Annotated in this window: 8 protein-coding genes; all 8 read right to left on the bottom strand. The window is 30.9% G+C overall.

The features are described 5' to 3' along the window. Positions 1-963 precede the first annotated feature (963 nt). Positions 964-3,384: a TonB-dependent receptor gene (locus ACZ0AH_RS08775; protein ID WP_463475418.1), complete on the bottom strand. Its 2,421-nt coding sequence runs from the start codon at positions 3,382-3,384 to the stop codon at positions 964-966. A gap of 111 nt (positions 3,385-3,495) precedes the next feature. Next, positions 3,496-5,538 carry a prolyl oligopeptidase family serine peptidase gene (locus ACZ0AH_RS08770; protein ID WP_463475417.1) on the bottom strand — a complete coding sequence of 681 codons (2,043 nt, stop codon included), beginning with the start codon at positions 5,536-5,538 and terminating at the stop codon, positions 3,496-3,498. A gap of 33 nt (positions 5,539-5,571) precedes the next feature. Continuing rightward, positions 5,572-6,561: a hypothetical protein gene (locus ACZ0AH_RS08765; protein WP_463475416.1), complete on the bottom strand. Its 990-nt coding sequence runs from the start codon at positions 6,559-6,561 to the stop codon at positions 5,572-5,574. A 22-nt stretch (positions 6,562-6,583) separates the two neighbouring features. After that, entirely contained in the window at positions 6,584-8,347 is a 1,764-nt protein-coding gene (locus ACZ0AH_RS08760) for an ABC transporter ATP-binding protein (protein WP_463475415.1), read from the bottom strand. Then, complete coding sequence (locus ACZ0AH_RS08755; RefSeq protein ID WP_463475414.1) at positions 8,337-10,049, bottom strand: ABC transporter ATP-binding protein; 1,713 nt, start codon at positions 10,047-10,049, stop codon at positions 8,337-8,339. The genes ACZ0AH_RS08760 and ACZ0AH_RS08755 overlap by 11 nt, the downstream gene beginning before the upstream one ends. A 58-nt stretch (positions 10,050-10,107) precedes the next feature. Then, positions 10,108-13,197 carry a type I polyketide synthase gene (locus tag ACZ0AH_RS08750; protein WP_463475413.1) on the bottom strand — a complete coding sequence of 1,030 codons (3,090 nt, stop codon included), beginning with the start codon at positions 13,195-13,197 and terminating at the stop codon, positions 10,108-10,110. A 1-nt stretch (position 13,198) separates the two neighbouring features. Continuing rightward, on the bottom strand, positions 13,199-16,591 hold the full coding sequence (locus tag ACZ0AH_RS08745) for a non-ribosomal peptide synthetase (RefSeq protein WP_463475412.1): 3,393 nt from the start codon (positions 16,589-16,591) through the stop codon (positions 13,199-13,201). Between the two features lie 81 nt (positions 16,592-16,672). Next, positions 16,673-17,644, bottom strand: coding sequence for a TauD/TfdA family dioxygenase (locus ACZ0AH_RS08740; RefSeq protein WP_463475411.1), 972 nt, complete (start codon positions 17,642-17,644; stop codon positions 16,673-16,675). Between the last annotated feature and the right edge of the window lie 6 nt (positions 17,645-17,650).

The following is a 17,650-nucleotide window of genomic DNA, read 5'->3' as shown; positions in this document are numbered from 1 at the left end:
TATTTTTTGGGTTAATTAAGTTGCTTCGTTTAAATATTTAGTGATTTAGTTAGAATATTGATTCAATGAGAAGAAATCAAGAATCAATGCCAGCCTGAGATTAGATACATTTTATAAAATTTGATCAGTGCCGGTATATGATAAAACAGTAACATAGAAAAAATAAGGAGATAAGGTTTATAGTTTTGCTTTTTCTTCATTACATACAGAATTGTAGTGATTAATAATAAATCAATAAATAGTATCGTCAATACTTCGGCAAGAGTCCAAAATATGCCAACTCCAAATATCAACAAACGCGTTAAACTAGGTTTTATAAATACTATACCAGTAGCGATCATAAATGTTGAATGCAGGTAAATATTTCGTCTGTAAAAAATTGCCAACGAATAAAATACAGTAAAACAAATAGTATGAATTCCTTGGTAATAGAAATAACAAAGTAAATCATAAGTGCTCCAAGTCTGCATTTTCAAATCATGGTATTGCTTATACATTAATAAAATCAATGATATAATTATTAGGGGAGCCAGGACAAAAGTCGTCTTGCCAATTATTGAATGAATTTTGAATTTTTTGTAACGAATTAGTAAGGGCTGCACAATAAGCAACAGAACCCAGGTCATTACAACAAAAAAATGGAAATGAATTACATTTGTTATGTTGGCATTAAAATTAGGATAAAGATTAAAGTAAGTTTTAAAAAAACCTATCAGAACGAAGGTTAGTAAAATAAAAAAGATGTATCCGACATTATGGTACATTTTCATTTGGTTATTTTTCATACGTATTTAGTTTAGTTTGTTATGGATTTGTTTTTAAGGATGGAATTTGCTGAATTTTGAATTTATATGTTCTTTCAAGCCACAATGATGCTCATTATTGCGCATGCGTATGGTCAAAAATCCTTTAAAAGGTTTTTGACATATTATCAGTAATAATAAAATGATAGTTTAAAACGAATTAATCACTTTTAAGATCATCGTTTTTTACACCTCTGTCTCTGGAGTCTTCTTTCTTTAAATTCCCAAATTTGTAAGAGAATTTTAAGTTAAAAGATCTAAAAGGAACAGAGAGATTGTTGTATTGTGTTAGTTGTGCAGTTTGAATTCGATCTGTAAAATCCCACTTATCATTTAATGGATTTATGATTTCTAATCCTATTGTTCCCTGATCTTTTAATATATCTTTTTTAAGAGTAATATTCCAGATATTTAGATTTGCAGTTGTTCCCTGAAAGGTGCGTGTTTTTGAACTAAAACTATAAGATGTTTCGAATCGTACTTTTTTAGGAAGCTTTAATGAGGCATTGACAAAACCATTAAATTGTAAAAATTTTCCAGAGTTTAAAAAAGAACTAAATTCAGTATATACTTTTGGATTATATCCATACATATCAAAACTTCCTGTTACTGTAAAGATATTGCTCAAAGGAATAAGGGTATAAAAATTTAAGCCTAATGATTTATTATACCCTATATTTTGATAAGTCGTCAAATTTACCATTCGGGTTGTTATTTCACCAGAAGCGTCCGTTGTTACATACGGAACTGTTTCTGTAAAACTATCAATTATATCATCAGTTTTCCTGTAATATACGGATACGTTAAAATTTATTTTTTTGATAGATGTATCATAATTCAGTTCAATTGTTTGTGTTAATTCAGGAGATAAATAAGGATTTCCCTGAGTTTGATTTAAAATATTACTGGTATCCCTAAAAGGGTTTACAAAAGTATATCCGGGCCTCTGAATTCTTTTATTATAGCTGATCTTAATTCGCTGGCCATTTTCAAACTTTTTTGCAACAATCAAATTAGGAATATAGTTATTATAAGTATTTGTAAAAGGAAGAATTTCTGTCGTTGCATTTAAAAACTCCCCTCTGATTTGAGTAATTTCGAATCTGTTGCCTCCTTGTATTTCCCATCCTTTTTCGAGTGGTATTTGCAAGAGTGCATAACCGGCATAAACATCTTGTTGGTAATTATATGTATTTAAGATGTCAGGGATGTTATTTTCACCTGATTCAATATAAGAATAATCATACTTACTTTCAATACGCCTAAAGATGCTTTTTAAACCGCCTTCAAATTTTACGGTATTGCTTAAAGGAACCGTGTAGTCTCCTTGTACCGTGTATTCATTATTTTTTGCATCATTATTGATTTTTTCATTTTTAAAATAATCTGAATAAAAAAGCTTATAATCATTTGCATTTGCATTTTGGCTCCATTGAAGCGCAATACTCAATTCCTCCCCTTTTCTTTCAAATTGATGCAAATAATCACTATTCCAGTCAAATCCTGTAGTTTTCATTTTAGAATTTGAATGTAATTTATAATTAATAATACTATCTGAAGAGTTATTTACATTTTCATTATTCATATCATCATTATAAACTAAACTTGTTCTTCTAAAGGTACTTGAAATACTATTTTTATCATCAAAATTAAACTGTATCATAGCTGACAAGCTATTTGTGAGGCGTTCGTTTTTACTAACACCTGTAGAAGCAGAGCTGTTTCCTTTATTATCAAAACTATAAAAATCAGTATCTACCAGCCTTGGCCATTTATTATTAGTTCCTGCGTTAAAACCATATATTAACTTGTTGCTTCTTCCGTTGATGTTTATAGCACTATTCCATTGTCTGGTGCCTAAACCGCCTGTAACTGTACCATTAATACCATTCAGGCTTCTTTTTTTTGTAACAATATTTATAATTCCACCTGTTCCTTCTGCATCGTAACGGGCAGAAGTAGATGTAATTACTTCTATATTCTTAATTTGTGATGCCGGAATAGATTGTAGCAAATCGCCATTTGCCCCTGATGTTATTCCTGAGGGTTTGCCATCAATAAGTATCCTAACATTAGAGTTTCCTTTTAAAGACACATTTCCATCCATATCAACAGATGTCATTGGAACCTTTCGCATCAAATCTGAAGCATCTCCGGAAACTACTCCGTCTTTTTCTGCATTATAGACAAATCGATCTATTTTACTTTCAAAAATTGGTTTATTTGTTGTTACCACAACTTCTTTCAAACTCACACTCGACTCAGAAAAATATAATGTACCTAAATCTATTTGGTAAGGTTTTGTTATTAAAATTAGTTTATCAATAGTTTTGTTTTTGTAACCAATAGACTCTATTTTTAACTGATACGATCCGGAAGGTATCTGAGTTAAACTAAAAACACCTTCTTCGTTTGTTATAGTGCCATTTATGACATTCTTTTTTTCTACATCATACAAAGCCAGGGTTGCATAAGGCAATGGTACCTTTGAAACAGAGTCTAAAATTTTTCCTTTGATTTCGTATTTAGAGCTTAAGTTTTGGGCTACCAGACTAAAATGTGACATAAATATCACAGACATTAAAAAAAATATTTTTTGAATTTTCAACATAAATTTCATACTTTTTTATCCCGTATTGGATTAATTAATTAGGCTTAAAAGGTTTTTTGTTTCTGGAAGTTTTTTGATAATTTAAAGCTCAAAAGATAGTCCCATATTATAATACATAAAAGCCCATTTATCAGTTTCTTGTTTAATTCTTTGAGAAGTAGACTTTCCTGCTCCGTGTCCCATATTTTTTTCAACATTTAAAATTACGGGAGAATCTCCAGTCTGCAGCTCCTGAAGACGAGCTAAAAATTTATAGGAATGTGCCGGAAATACCCTATCGTCATAATCGCCGGTTGTAACTAAAACTGCCGGATAACTTTGAGAAGTTAATAAGTGATAAGGTGAATAACTCAAAAGATATTTAAACAATTCGTGAGATTCATCAGAAGTTCCATATTCATCAGCCCATGTTATACTCGATCCAAATTTATGAAATCGAAGCATATCCATTACGCCTACAGATGGAAATGCTACTTTGCACAAATCAGGGAATTGCGCTATTATAGATCCTACAATCATCCCGCCATTTGATCTTCCGGATATTGCTACATATTTGTTAGAAGTATAATTATGATCAACCAAATATTTAATAGCAGATGTAAAATCATCTATTACATTCTTTTTATTAAGTCTTGCTCCTTCTTTATGCCAATTTATACCATATTCACCACCACCTCGTAAATTAGCGACTGCAAGAATCCCTCCTTGTTCTAACAAAAGGATATTAGAAGGATCAAATTCGGGCAAAATATTAAATCCAAATCCACCATAACCATAAACTAATGTTGGAGATTTTCCATCTTGCTGCAATCCTTTTTTGAACAATAATGTCATCGGAATTTTTGTACCATCATTACTGGTATAAAAAATAAGTTGAGACTCAAACTTTTTTGAATCAAAATTAGGGTTGGATTTTTTTAGAATAATATTCTGATCGTTTTTAACATCGTATTTATAAATAGTTGGAGGATGTAAATAAGATTCGAACGTATAATAAACTTCATCATTATTGCCATTAAAACCAAAAGCAAAGCCCTCTGAAGGCAATTTTATTTGCTTTTCGAATACGCCATCAAAACTATATTGTTCAATATGGGAGCGTGTATTTTTTATATACTTTGCATATATTTTTCCTCCCCCTACACTTGCACTTAATACATCTTTGGTCTCTGGTATGAAATCTGAAAATTCCAAATTTATTGAATTCGAAATGTCTACTGTAACAACTTTAAAATTGGGCGCCTCTAAATTGGTTAATATATAAAACCTGGATGTTATATTATTAATTACAAAATTGTGATTATTAGTATTGTTTACTATAGTGGTCAAATTACCATTTTCGAGATTTTTAATATAAAGCTCATTTCCAGATAGTGAATTTGCTGCCATAATTATCAAATATTTATGATCGCTGCTTACATCAGCCTGAATAAATCTTCTTGGCGTTTTTTCACCTCCAAAAATTAAAATATCCTCTACTTGCTGCGATCCTGTTTTATGATAATACAGTTTATGATTATATACTAATCCTGTACCATTATCATTATTTAAATGATAACTGCTATAAAACAAGCCTTCATTTTCTTTCCATGCCAGACGGGAAAACATTACATTGACTAAAGGGGCTTCAATAATTTCTTTATCAGAAGTTCTAATAATGAATACTTTTTGCAGGTCTGACCCTTTCTCATTTAATTGAAAAGCTGCAAGAGTACCATCCTTTGAGAATTTCACTTCTGTAATTGAAACATTTTCATTTTCAAATAATTCTTTAGCGTCTAAAAATACTTCTGCTTCTTTTCCTTCCTCTTGCCTGTACAAAACATATTGATTCTCCAGCCCGTTATTCATGTAAAAATAGAGAAAAGACCCAATTTTAAAAGCTTCACTATACTTTTCATAAGTCCATAAAAGTTCCAGCTCCTTTCTTATTTTTGAATAAAAAGGAATTTTAGAAAAATAATTTTCAGTCCATTCATTCTGACTTTTAACCCATTCTTCTGTTTCTACAGTATTTTCTTCCAGCCATTGATATGAATCTATAATATCATTATCATAATATGTGTTAACAACGTCTGTTTTTTTTGTTTGGGGATAGGGAAAAATATTAATATCAATATTCATTTTTTTAAAGTTATGATTGTTGAAAGGTGTTTTTTATATAAATAAATATTTTAAGATATACGGAGTATCTTTTGTAAGAGACAATAGTAATTCAAGGATTTTCTGGCTAAAAACTGCGCCTTTATCAAAAGCATTTTTTACATTCTTTTCATCCTTCAAATATTCATATATCTCATCAAACGGAAGATTATACAGTTCTAAATACCAACAATATAAATCAATGATTTCATTGATCTTAAAATTTAATTCAGGTCTTTTTTGAGCAATCGAATCTAATCTTTCTAAAGGTGTCATTTTAAAAATAGAAAACAATCTGTCTTCTATTTCTGTTTTGGGATCTAATACTATTTGCAAAATAAAGGAATAACAGGTAAGCTTTCTGCTAAATTCTAACTTAAGATTTTTAAAAAGAAGTTCTTCCTTATTTAAACCGTGATTAACATCTCCGCTTTTTTTATATTCATAATTACAAGAATGTATTTTCCAGTATTTAACGATGTCGTTTATGAAATAGATTGAATTAAATTTTTCTGGAAGCACATCAAATTCATTAAAATAATACCGAATCATTTGCTTCCCTATGTTGTCATAAAGTGCTTCATTATAAATAAACTGGCTTTCTAATAAAAATAACATTCTAATATTAAAATCCCCTTGATTATCCTCTGCCCTTGTGGCAGCATTTGCGAGAAGATCGTCAACATAAACTGCTTTTAATGTTTCTTCATCATCAATTAATGGGAGCAGTTTTGCCTTTTTTACAATATGGGAAAGATGGGTATCTATTATTTTTTTTGAATCTGAATGAATTAAATTATTTTTCATACTTCCTGATCTCATATAAAAAATATCAATTCCGGATGACTTTAAAGTGGCTTCATTTCTTGCGAATGCACCTGCTGCAAAGAGACATAGGCCGTCATTGTTTTTTAATTCCTGTATTTGACGGCTATCATTTCTTATTTCATTTAAAATATGGGTGGTATATTCTTTATGTTTGAATATGATGTTAACTTTTCTCATTTATTAGCTCTCTATAATTATATCAACTTACGCTCTTTTCTCTGTATATTTTATGTACCGCTTCATCAAAAGATTCAGCCAGGGTTACACGTCCGTGATTTATAAAATAAATTCCGTCTGCATTTTTAATGGTATTTAAACGATGAGCTATAATAATTTTAGTGGTACTTGCTGGCAGTTTATCTAAAATATCATTTAGCAATTGCTCATTTTTGATATCTACGTTCGCTGTTGCTTCATCTAAAATTAAAAGTACAGGCTCAAGAAGAATGGCTCTCATAAAAACAATAAGTTGTTTTTGTCCTAAACTTATTTTATCAGAAAAAGAATTAATCTCAGTTTCTAAACCCTTATCAAAAAAAGAAATTAAAGATTCTAAATTCTTTTCTCTTATAAGTTCATTAAATTGATTGTTAGTGTAGGATTGATAGGTATCATTTCCATATAAAATATTTTCTTTTACAGTTCCTGAAAAAAGAAAAGGTTCTTGCTGTATAAAACCAATTTTTTTTGAGCGTTCTTTTGATGTGTATGATCGAATATCTTTGCCGTCAAGCAATATCTTTCCTTTTACAGGGTCATATAGTCTGGCGATTAGAGATGCTATTGTGGTTTTACCACCTCCTGTAGGCCCAATAAATGCATAAGTCTTGCCTTTCATTAACGATATAGACACATCATTTAAAACATCTTTTTCCGGATTATAACTAAAAAATACATTTTTGAGTTCTATTAAAGCAGAAGAATTTTCTTTTGACTGATCTTCTACCAAAAGCAAATTTGATTTTAAGGATAATATACTTTCTATTCTTTCCCATCCTGAAATTGCCAGTTGAAAACTTGGCCAAAGCGAGACTAATATATTTACCGCCATATAAAAATGAGCAGAAAAAATAAAATAACTAACAAATAACCCAATAGATAATTCTCCTTTAGAGATTAAATGAATTCCGTACAGCAAGATAATGAGCTGGGCTAAATTTGAAAAAAAATTATGAACTGATAAAAACATATTATTACCCAGGCCAGCCTTTAATGAGGCATTATAGTTTTCATTATTTATCTTTTGAAAAGATTTTTTAAAATAATCCATCCTGTTAAAGGAACTAAAAACTCTGAAATTCTTTAAATTATCATGAACATGAGCATTCAAATCTCCTGAAATGTTTAAACTTAAAGTATTCCATTTCCTAATTTTTGCCGACATTAACCGAGTGGTCAATAAAACAAATATGGCAGGTAAAATGGCAGCTAAACCCAATCTAAAATTACTTAATAGTAAAAAAGCCCCCCCGCCAATTAGCATTGCTGTTCCTCCTATAAATTCAAGCAATGAAGTAGAAAAAAACTTATTTAATTTATCTGTATCGTTATTAATTCTTGAAATCAAATCGCCTGTTTTATTTATCTTAAAAAAAGAAACGGGCAACTCCTGCATCTTGTTAAAAAGGCGGTTTCGAATGGTAAACAATAACTTTAGCCCCATTTCCATCATTAATTTATTTTGAAAATAACTTGCGACTAAAGAGATAATGTATATTACGAAAAGCAAGCTTACAATTAGCAGGATTCCATCATATAATTTATACTCAATATAATGATCTATTGCATATCCGATCAGGAAAATACTCAAGAGTTTAAAACCGGAATTCAATAGAATAAAAATAAATCCTACACCTATATTTTTGTGTTCTTCCGGAATTAGAGACAGCACATTCCATAAAAAAACATGTGTACTAATTTTCTTGGTCTTCCCGTTTTCATCCTGGTTAAGATTATAATTCATAGCTTAAAATACTTTCCTGAGAGTTAAACAATTGCAAATATTCTGCATTAGACGATATTAGGTTCTCATGAGTGCCAATACCTATTATTTCTCCCTGCATCAGGAAAATGACCTGATCATAATCTTCTATCGAATTCATATTTTGAGATACGGATATAATGGTTAATTCCGGATAATTCCTTTTTATATTTTCGTATATTTTTTTTCCTGTATTATTATCTACTCTAGCTGTAAAATCATCCAATAATAATATTTTTGGATTTATTGCTAAAGCCCTTGCTAACATAATTCGCTGCTTTTGCCCTTCTGAAAGCCTTCCTCCTCTTTCGTAAACCGGAGTATCTAATTTATCCGGAAGTGAATCAATAAATTCTTTTAACTCTGACGTTTCAATTGCTTTTTTTAGTGAATCCTCGGTTACAGTATTGCTAAAGGCAATATTTTCTTTTATACTGGTATTAAATATAATGTTATCCTGAAAAACAAATCCAATTAGATTTTGAAGTAAATCACTATTATGGTTTTTAATTGCATTATTATCAAATTTAATTGAACCTGAATCGGGTTCAACAAGACCTGAAAACATATACAACAATTGAGTTTTACCAGCTGCAGTTGGTCCAACTATTGCTGTTTTTGAGCCAGATGCTACATTAAAAGATATGTTTTTTAAGATCGTTTTTTCTCCATATGATTTATAAACTTGTTTTATTTCAATTTTATTCTGAAAATCATTCTTTACAATTTCATTTTCCTCCATAATCACTATTGGAAGTTCTTGTAATCTTTTAAAAGATGAAAAAACCTCAGCAAGGTCACTACTCATATTACTAAGCATTATAATAGGAAAAAGAATCAGGTCTACATAACTTACAAAAGCTATCAATTCTCCCAGACTCATTTTATTATTGATTACAAAGTAGCCGCCTATTCCTAAAATCATCAATGTTGATAAATTTCTTGTAAAAGGAATCAGCGGTATAATCCTAAGATAAACCTTAAAGGTTTGTAAATACAATTGCCTAACTTTTGAGTTGGCAATTAGAAATTTTTCGCTTTCATTTTTTTGAGAGTTTGTTATCCTCACCAAAGTCGCTCCATGTATGGTTTCGTTAATTATTAAATTTAATTTATCTATACCGGATCTATTGAACGAATATAAGATTTTCATCTTTTTAAAGGTATCAATAAAAACAACCATCATAATGGGAATAAGAAAAAGTACACACAATGCAAGTTTCCAATTAATCAGCATTAGGACTATTGTTGCCCCAACACTGGTAATAATTGAAGAAATAAACTGTGCTATTCCGGCACCAGAAAATCTTTTTACCGAATCAATATCAACACTAAAATTTGTTAAAACCTTAGAAGGATCCATTGATTGTATAGAATTATAATTTTGTTGTGAAATTTTATCCAATAGTGTTTTTCTTAGATCTTTTGCAACATTCTCAGACAAATAAACCTGCAGGAAATTTTGTACCGCACTAAAAACGAATATGCATATTATGACTATAGAAAACTGCTTAATGATCAAAAGTTTATCTAATTTGTGATCTATAAAGACATCAATTCCTCTGGAAATAATAATTGGTACAATAAGGGTCATTATATTTAACAGGAAAGTAATTAAAAACAGAAAACCTATCCATTTCCAATATCCTTTAAAAAAATCAAACAATTCCTTCTTCTCTTTCATTATTAAAAAATTCAATATTTATCTATTTTAGTTGCATTTTAAAATGCTGATTCTTTTTTTATATGGAGAATTGGTCTATGTCATTGTTTATGGAGCTAACATTATCTGAAGATTCATCATTATTATTTAAGGAAAAATGTTCGCTAATCCAGAGCTTGTTATCTACTTCTTCGGCAAGTCCCTTAATGCTGTCACATTTTAAAAATTCTTTTAATCCCATATTAAATTTATATTTTGATGTTATTTTATTTATTAACATCATTGCTTTTAGGGAATCTCCTCCCAGTTCAAAAAAATTGTCTTCGATACCTATTTTTTTTATTCCAAGAAGATCCTCAAACAGTTCCACTAATTCTTTTTCTGTTTGACTAACAGGTGCGCTATAATTATTTTCTAACTCTGGCCTTTCACTCTTTTTTTCTTCAAAGGCAGGTTCTGTCACGTTTTCTTCTATATTCAAATTTTCCTGAAATAATGAAAACTCTCCAAATGGATCTACTTCAGTGGTGTATTTATTAGGTTCGAAAGAATAGGTTGGTAAAGGGATAATATATCTATCATGGCCATTATGATAATTATTCCAATTTACAGAAACCCCATTTGCCCATAATTCTCCAATACCATGATGCAGTTTTTTCTGATCGCTTATATTTTCATTAAATGATCGAACAAGATTTAGCACCACCACATTATCTTGTTCTGTACGTATTTGATTTAATAAATTTGAAAGTGTATGACCGCTTCCAACCTCAATAAATACAAGATCAGGTTCTATTGAAAGCAAGGTTTTTATCCCTTCGCTAAACTTTACCGTTTTTCTTATATGGTTCATCCAGTATTCTGACGAAGAAGCTTCATCTTCTAAAATCATCTTTCCGGTTATATTTGATGCAAAAGAAGTTTTTACTTTATTAAGTTTTACAGTATCCAATACTTCTTTGAATGCTTCTAAAATAGAATCTTGCATTGAGGAGTGAAAAGCATGAGATGTTTTCAATTTTATATACACTATACTTGCTTTTTCAAGATCCTGGATTAAGTTATCTATAGATTCCTTATTTCCTGAAAACACAACTTGTTGCGGACCATTAACAGCAGCTAACGAAATATTTTCATTCACATACATCATAGCATCAGATTCTTTCATGCTAACACTGAGCATATCTCCTTTTTTTAAACTATTCATTAGTTCTGCTCTTTTAACAATTAATAAAAGTGCATCTTCAAAAGTAAATACTCCATCAATACATGCTGCAACATATTCTCCCAGACTATGCCCAATCATATACTTTGGTTTTATACCATAAAAATTTAATTGTTTAGATAATGAATATTGAAAAAGAAAAACTAAAGGCTGTGCATAAAATGTTTCATAGATTACTGATTTTTCAGGCCCGGATTCTGAAAATAAAATGTCTTTAAAATTAACTCCTGTTAAATCTTTCAAAACTTCAAATCCCTGATCCATGTATTTTTTAAATTCAGGCAATTCAAAATATAGATCTTTTCCCATATTAACGTATTGAGTTCCTTGCCCTGGAAACATAAATACTATATTGGCCTCCTTTTTTTTGGCTTTTACAAACTTTTTTTGCTCAACTGTACTTTTTAACAGCGTAAGTAATTCTTCTTTGTTTGAATATAGTATGGATTTTCTATATGAAAAATGTTTGCGACCGGTTTGTAAAGTATACGACATGTTTGCATCTTCAATTTCGGGCTGTTCATTTACGAAAGAGTAAAGATTAGATGCATATCTGCGTACCGCATTTTCAGTTTTAGCTGATAGTGTTACTAATTTGTAATGTGATTGGGAATTTATTTCAGATTTTACAGGGGCTTCTTCTAAAATTATATGTGCATTTGTCCCTCCAATACCAAATGAACTTACTCCAGCCCTAAGAGGATCATCATTTTTAGGTATCCAGTTTCGAAGTAATGTATTTACATAAAAAGGGCCTTTTGCAAAGTCGATTTCAGGATTAGGATTTGTATAATGAAGATGAGCAGGAATTTGTTTATTGTATAATGACAAAACTGTCTTTATAAATCCTGCAACACCGGCGGCGGCATCCAAATGCCCCATGTTTGTTTTTACACAGCCTAAAGCACAATATTTTTCGCTTCCGTCTGCTCCAAAAGCTTCCGTTAGCGCCCTTACTTCAATAGGGTCGCCAAGTTTGGTTGCGGTACCATGTGCTTCAATGTAACTAATACTTTCAGGCGCTACATTTCCAAACTTCATGGCGCTTTTTATGCAATCAGATTGTCCTTTAACGCTTGGTGCCGTAAAGCCTACTTTTCTGTTTCCATCATTATTAATAGCACTTCCTTTTACAATGGCATAAATATGGTCTTTATCTGCAATTGCTTCGCTTAACCTTTTAAGTACAACTACACCGGCGCCTTCTCCGGTTGCTGTACCTGTTGCATTTGAATCGAAAGTTCTACAATGGCCATCTTTAGAGCGAACCATTCCTTCCTGATATTGATATCCTTTTTGCTTTAGGGTTTTTATAGATACACCACCCGCCAAAGCAATAGTACATTCTCTTGTTAATAAACTTCTACACGCCTGATGAATTGCAACTAGTGATGAAGAACAGGCGGTATCTATATATTGTACCGGACCTGTTAAGTTTAATTTATATGAAACTAAAGAACTAACAAAATTTTGCTTTGTTATAATAGTCGAAAAGAAAGGATTAACAGATGTTTTATTGGCTTGTTTATAAGCGTGTATTTTCCAATTTTCATTGGAAGTAGCTGCTGCGTACAGGCCTATTTTATTTTTTTCTATTTTTGAGGCATATCCTGAATTTTCTAATCCTTCCCAACATAATTCATGGAATATACGAATTTGAGGGTCCATTAAATTAGCTTCATCAATGCTATATCCAAAAAAGCCCTGATCAAATTGATCCTTAAGATCTAATACACCTTCTGATCTGGCATAAGAGCCGTCGTTAAGAACATCTTCTTTTATTCCCAAATTTATCAATTCATTGGCTGAAAAAGTAGTTAACAGTTCTTTACCTTCCTTTAGATTATTCCAAAACGTTTTAGGGCTATCACTTTTAGGAAACCTGCAAGCTAGTCCAATAACAGCAATTTCTAATCCATCATATTTATTTTTGTTCAATGTCATCTTAATCAAATTTGCTAAAAACATTAATTAATTCCTCTCTATCCAGAACTTCTTCCTCGGTTTCTATCAAAACATCACCTTTAATATAATTTACTATTTCACTAATAGTTGGAAACTCAAACAACTCGGCTATGGTAACTTCTTTATTAAATAGTTCTGTCATTTCTCTGGACAAACGAATGATTTTTATCGAATTTCCTCCTGCTTCAAAAAAGTTATCATCTATTCCTATTTTTTCTCTCTCCAGTAATTTTTGCCAGATCTTTACTGTTTTTTCTTCTAATTCATTACGTGGAGCCAAATATTCTACATTTGAATCCATTTCAAATTCATCAATTTGATCAAGAATTCTTCGGTCTAATTTTCCATTGGCAGTCAAAGGAATTTTTTCTAATTGTATAATTTTACCAGGTACCATATACACCGGTAATATTTTATTTAAATGAGCTTTAAAATTTGAAATATTTACTATTTGTGCACTTACAATATATATAACCAGCTCTTTTTGCTGGTCTTTCATGTTTACAACCTGGGCAACAACAGTTTCTATGTCCGGATAACTTAAAGCTGCCTTTTCTATTTCTCCCAGCTCTATCCTGAATCCTCTAATTTTAATTTGTCGGTCTTTTCGTCCTACATATTTAATATTTCCATCCGGCAGCCACTTTGCAATATCTCCCGTTTTATATAAGCGATAATTGGTAAGTGATTTATTGCTGATAAATTTTTCATTAGTTAATTTTTCCTGATTCAGGTATCCCCTTGCAACAGCTGGTCCACTAATATGAATTTCGCCATCAATGCCTACAGGTACAAGTTGAGAATTTGCATCTAATATGTATATATTGGCATTATTATTTGGTGTTCCTATTAATGTTCCTTCACAAGGGTTTACATCCTTTTCACGGTATTCTTTACCTGTTACAAAAACGGTACTTTCGGTTGGGCCATATGTAACATTTATATTTGCTTTTGGAAAGACTTTCCTCATCTTGCCCAAAAGTTCGTCCGGAATAAGATCTCCACCAATAAACAAATCTGTAATTCCTTGAAAGTCTAAAGCTGCATCTGTATATTCTATCTCATTTAAAATCTGAGACATCAATGCAGGAACAGTATCCAGAATTGTAGCTTCTTTAAGTTTTGTTGTCAGAACCTGAATGTTGGTTATCACATTTTTAGAAAAAATCAAAACTTTACCACCTGTAAGAAGAGGAAATAAAAAATGAAAAAGAGAAATATCAAATGAATGTGATGCCAAAAAAGGAAATACAGGCTGATTTTTAAATTTATATTTATTTTTACAGCTGTTCATATATGATGAAAGGCTATTATGTTCAATCATGACTCCTTTAGGGTTTCCTGTGGTTCCGGATGTATAAATAACATACGCTAAACTATTAGGCTTCGGACTGGATAAATCGATATACGTATTATGCTGTACTCGATTTTTAAACAATTGTAATTCGTCATTATCAATCAAAACTTTACATTTTGAGTCTTCTATCATATAATCAATTCTTTCCTGAGGATATTCAGGATCAATGGGCACATATGCTCCTCCGCTTTTTAGCACAGCCATGATCGAAATGATCATCCATTCTGTCCTGTCTAGCTTTATACCGATAAGATCATCTGGTAAAATGGTATATTTAGTTTTTAAATACCTTGCAAATTCATCCGTTACTGTATCTAAGGCTTTATAACTTAAAGTAATATCTTCAAATACTAATGCTATTTGTTCCGGGGTTTTCTCTACCTGTTCTTTAAAATATTCAATAACTGTTTTGTCTAACGTGTTCGCTTCTGGCAAGGAAGGATTAAAGTCAAACATCAAATTTTTCTTTTCTAATTCAGTTAAATAATCAATATCCATTAAAGGTATTTCAGGATTATTTGCAATAGATTCCATAATTTGACAGTAATGTTTACTCATCTTTTCTATGGTTTCTTTCGAATAAATATCTTTATTAAAACCCAGGTTTAATTCGATTCCTTCAGAAGTTTCAATGAAAGTAAAGGTCAGGTCAAAAATGCATATTTGACTTTCATTACTTAATGAAATTTCTTCAAGTCCAGGGTTATTTATTTTATGGTTTTCTTTACTATTTTTTAGCGTTACCATCACATCAAACAAAGGGTTTCTGCTTCGGTCCCTGTGAAGTTTGAGATTTGATATCAGTTCATCAAATGGGTAAGACTGATGTTTATAGGCATCATTGGTGGTTGTTTTTACTTTGTCCAGTAAATCCAGAAAATTGTCGCTTCCTTTAAAACGATTTCTAAGTGCTAATGTATTTACAAAAAAACCTATAATACCTTCTAATTCACCATGCTCTCTCCCCGCTATTGGACTTCCTAAAACAATATCCTCCTGTCCGGTATATCGATACATCAATACATTAACTCCTGCAAAAAGGGTCTTGTACATAGTGCTTTGTGCCTGCTGATTGATTTTCTTTAGTTTTTCAGATGATTCTAAAGATAATATTTGTGTAACCGCACTTCCATTGTATGTTTTCATCACTGGTCTTGAAAAATCACAAGGAACCTCTAATATTGGTATTTCTCCCTGAAATTGCTGTAGCCAATATTTTTCAGATACGTTAATTTCTGCTGTCATTAACTGGTTTTGCTGCCAAAAAGCGTAGTCTTTATATTGAATTTTAAGTGAACGCAGATTTTCTTTTTCATCTCCTTTTAATATTGCTTCATAATAATAAAACAATTCTCTTTTTAATATTTCCATAGACCAGCCATCACTGACCAAATGATGAATTACATAAACAAGAATCCACTTTTCATCGGCAATTTGATAAGCACTTACTCTAAATAAAGGGCCTGAACTTAAATCAAAAGGTTCTATGATATCTTTTTCTGTGTTATCTCTAACTAACTCATCCTGATTATCTTTTAACCTTAAATCGCATACTTTTAAATTAAAGCTTATTTCATCTATTGTTTTAATACTTTGAAAAACATCCCCATCTTCATGAACAAATACGGTACGCAGACTTTCATGCCTTATCATTAATTTTTTTACTGCTTTTTCAAAAACCATAAGATCCAGCACTCGATTAAAAACATGCACTTTAGGAATGTTATAAGCCTTGTTCATTTCTTTGAACTGGCAAACAAGCCATAGTCTTTTTTGCGAAGATGAAAGCTGATATTTACCCGCAAAAGGAACCGGTGTTATAACATTGGCTGATGCATCGTTCTTTAAATTCTTTTTTAGATATTCGACAATCTCTTTTTTACGGTTTTGCAGTTCAGAGAGAATCGATTTATCTATTTCCTGTAAATTAGATATTATCTCTATATTCTCCTCTTTTAGAAATAATTGTATTTTAGATTTTCTTAAATCTTCTATAATAGCTTGTACCGTTCTCATTCAAAATTTATTTTAAGGCTTGTTTATTTAAAAGGATATTTATGTAATCTGTAAACAGGTTACTGTACTAATAAAAATTCATTAGTACATACTTACATAAATTTTTCTGTCTCCTTCAAAAGGCATTCTTCCATGTGCCATCAACATATTATCTAAAAGCAGGATATCACCTTGCTCCCAGGTAAATTTTATAGCGGTATCAAAGTGTATATCTGTTATTTTTTGTAATTGTTCTTCGGCAATTTCTTCATCATTCCCATAAAAAGCATATTGAGGAAACTTATGCTTTTTCTTTTCATAAATCATTTTCAAAGGTTTATAAATATCTTCGGGCAAATTTGACGGGTGAAACTGGTTTGCCTGATTAAACCAAACTTTTTCGTTGGTAATTGGGTGTGTAGCTACCCCGTTTCCTAATTGACTTAGGAATAAATAATCGCCTTCCCAGAAAAAAGTTATTTTATTTTCGTTACAATATTTTTCTACAACTTCTTTTTCAGTGGTTTCAAAAGTTTCCATCCAGCTTTTGCCAACGCCTTTTTCTCCCCTTAAACAGCGAGTGTATTTTACACCATATTTTTCGAACTTATTTACGGTTTCTTTATCGAGTTTTTCTAAGATTACTCTACAGTCTGCAATTGGGGTTTCGCCACCTTTTGCTGCAGGAATTTTGCAATAAAATAGTATATGATTGGGCCAATTGTTAGAATAAGAAAGTTCGTTATGTAATGATATACTGTATTCTTTAGGATATTCTGTAGAAGTATAAACATCATGAATAACCTTTGTTCTTGGAGAATTACCATCAACATAATTAAATTTATCCGTGTTTCCGGCTAAAACTTTTTTTACGTCCAAAAATTCTTCTCTTTCATTAACTTCAAAATTCCTAAAAAGAATTGCCCCGGTTTTTAACAGTAATTTGTTTATCTCGTCTGAATGCTCTGATATGTAGTTTTTTAATATATCCAAACCTAATCGTTTGTCACCACCCGGTTTTATAATATTTAAAACTTGGTTTTCTTTTTGTAAAATCTCATTTATTATTTCCATAGTTTA

It is taken from the genome of Flavobacterium sp. AC105 (assembly GCF_979258495.1).
Note: the sequence above shows the minus strand (reverse complement) of the source record. Positions and strands in the feature narration are given on the sequence as shown.

Bases quoted from the DNA above. Each gene is read 5' to 3' on its own strand.
- ACZ0AH_RS08770 (WP_463475417.1), bottom strand. From the start codon at position 5,538: ATGAATATTGATATTAATATTTTTCCCTATCCCCAAACAAAAAAAACA.
- ACZ0AH_RS08750 (WP_463475413.1), bottom strand. From the start codon at position 13,197: ATGACATTGAACAAAAATAAATATGATGGATTAGAAATTGCTGTTATT.
- ACZ0AH_RS08760 (WP_463475415.1), bottom strand. From the start codon at position 8,347: ATGAATTATAATCTTAACCAGGATGAAAACGGGAAGACCAAGAAAATT.
- ACZ0AH_RS08755 (WP_463475414.1), bottom strand. From the start codon at position 10,049: ATGAAAGAGAAGAAGGAATTGTTTGATTTTTTTAAAGGATATTGGAAA.
- ACZ0AH_RS08765 (WP_463475416.1), bottom strand. From the start codon at position 6,561: ATGAGAAAAGTTAACATCATATTCAAACATAAAGAATATACCACCCAT.
- ACZ0AH_RS08740 (WP_463475411.1), bottom strand. From the start codon at position 17,644: ATGGAAATAATAAATGAGATTTTACAAAAAGAAAACCAAGTTTTAAAT.
- ACZ0AH_RS08745 (WP_463475412.1), bottom strand. From the start codon at position 16,591: ATGAGAACGGTACAAGCTATTATAGAAGATTTAAGAAAATCTAAAATA.
- ACZ0AH_RS08775 (WP_463475418.1), bottom strand. From the start codon at position 3,384: ATGTCTGTGATATTTATGTCACATTTTAGTCTGGTAGCCCAAAACTTA.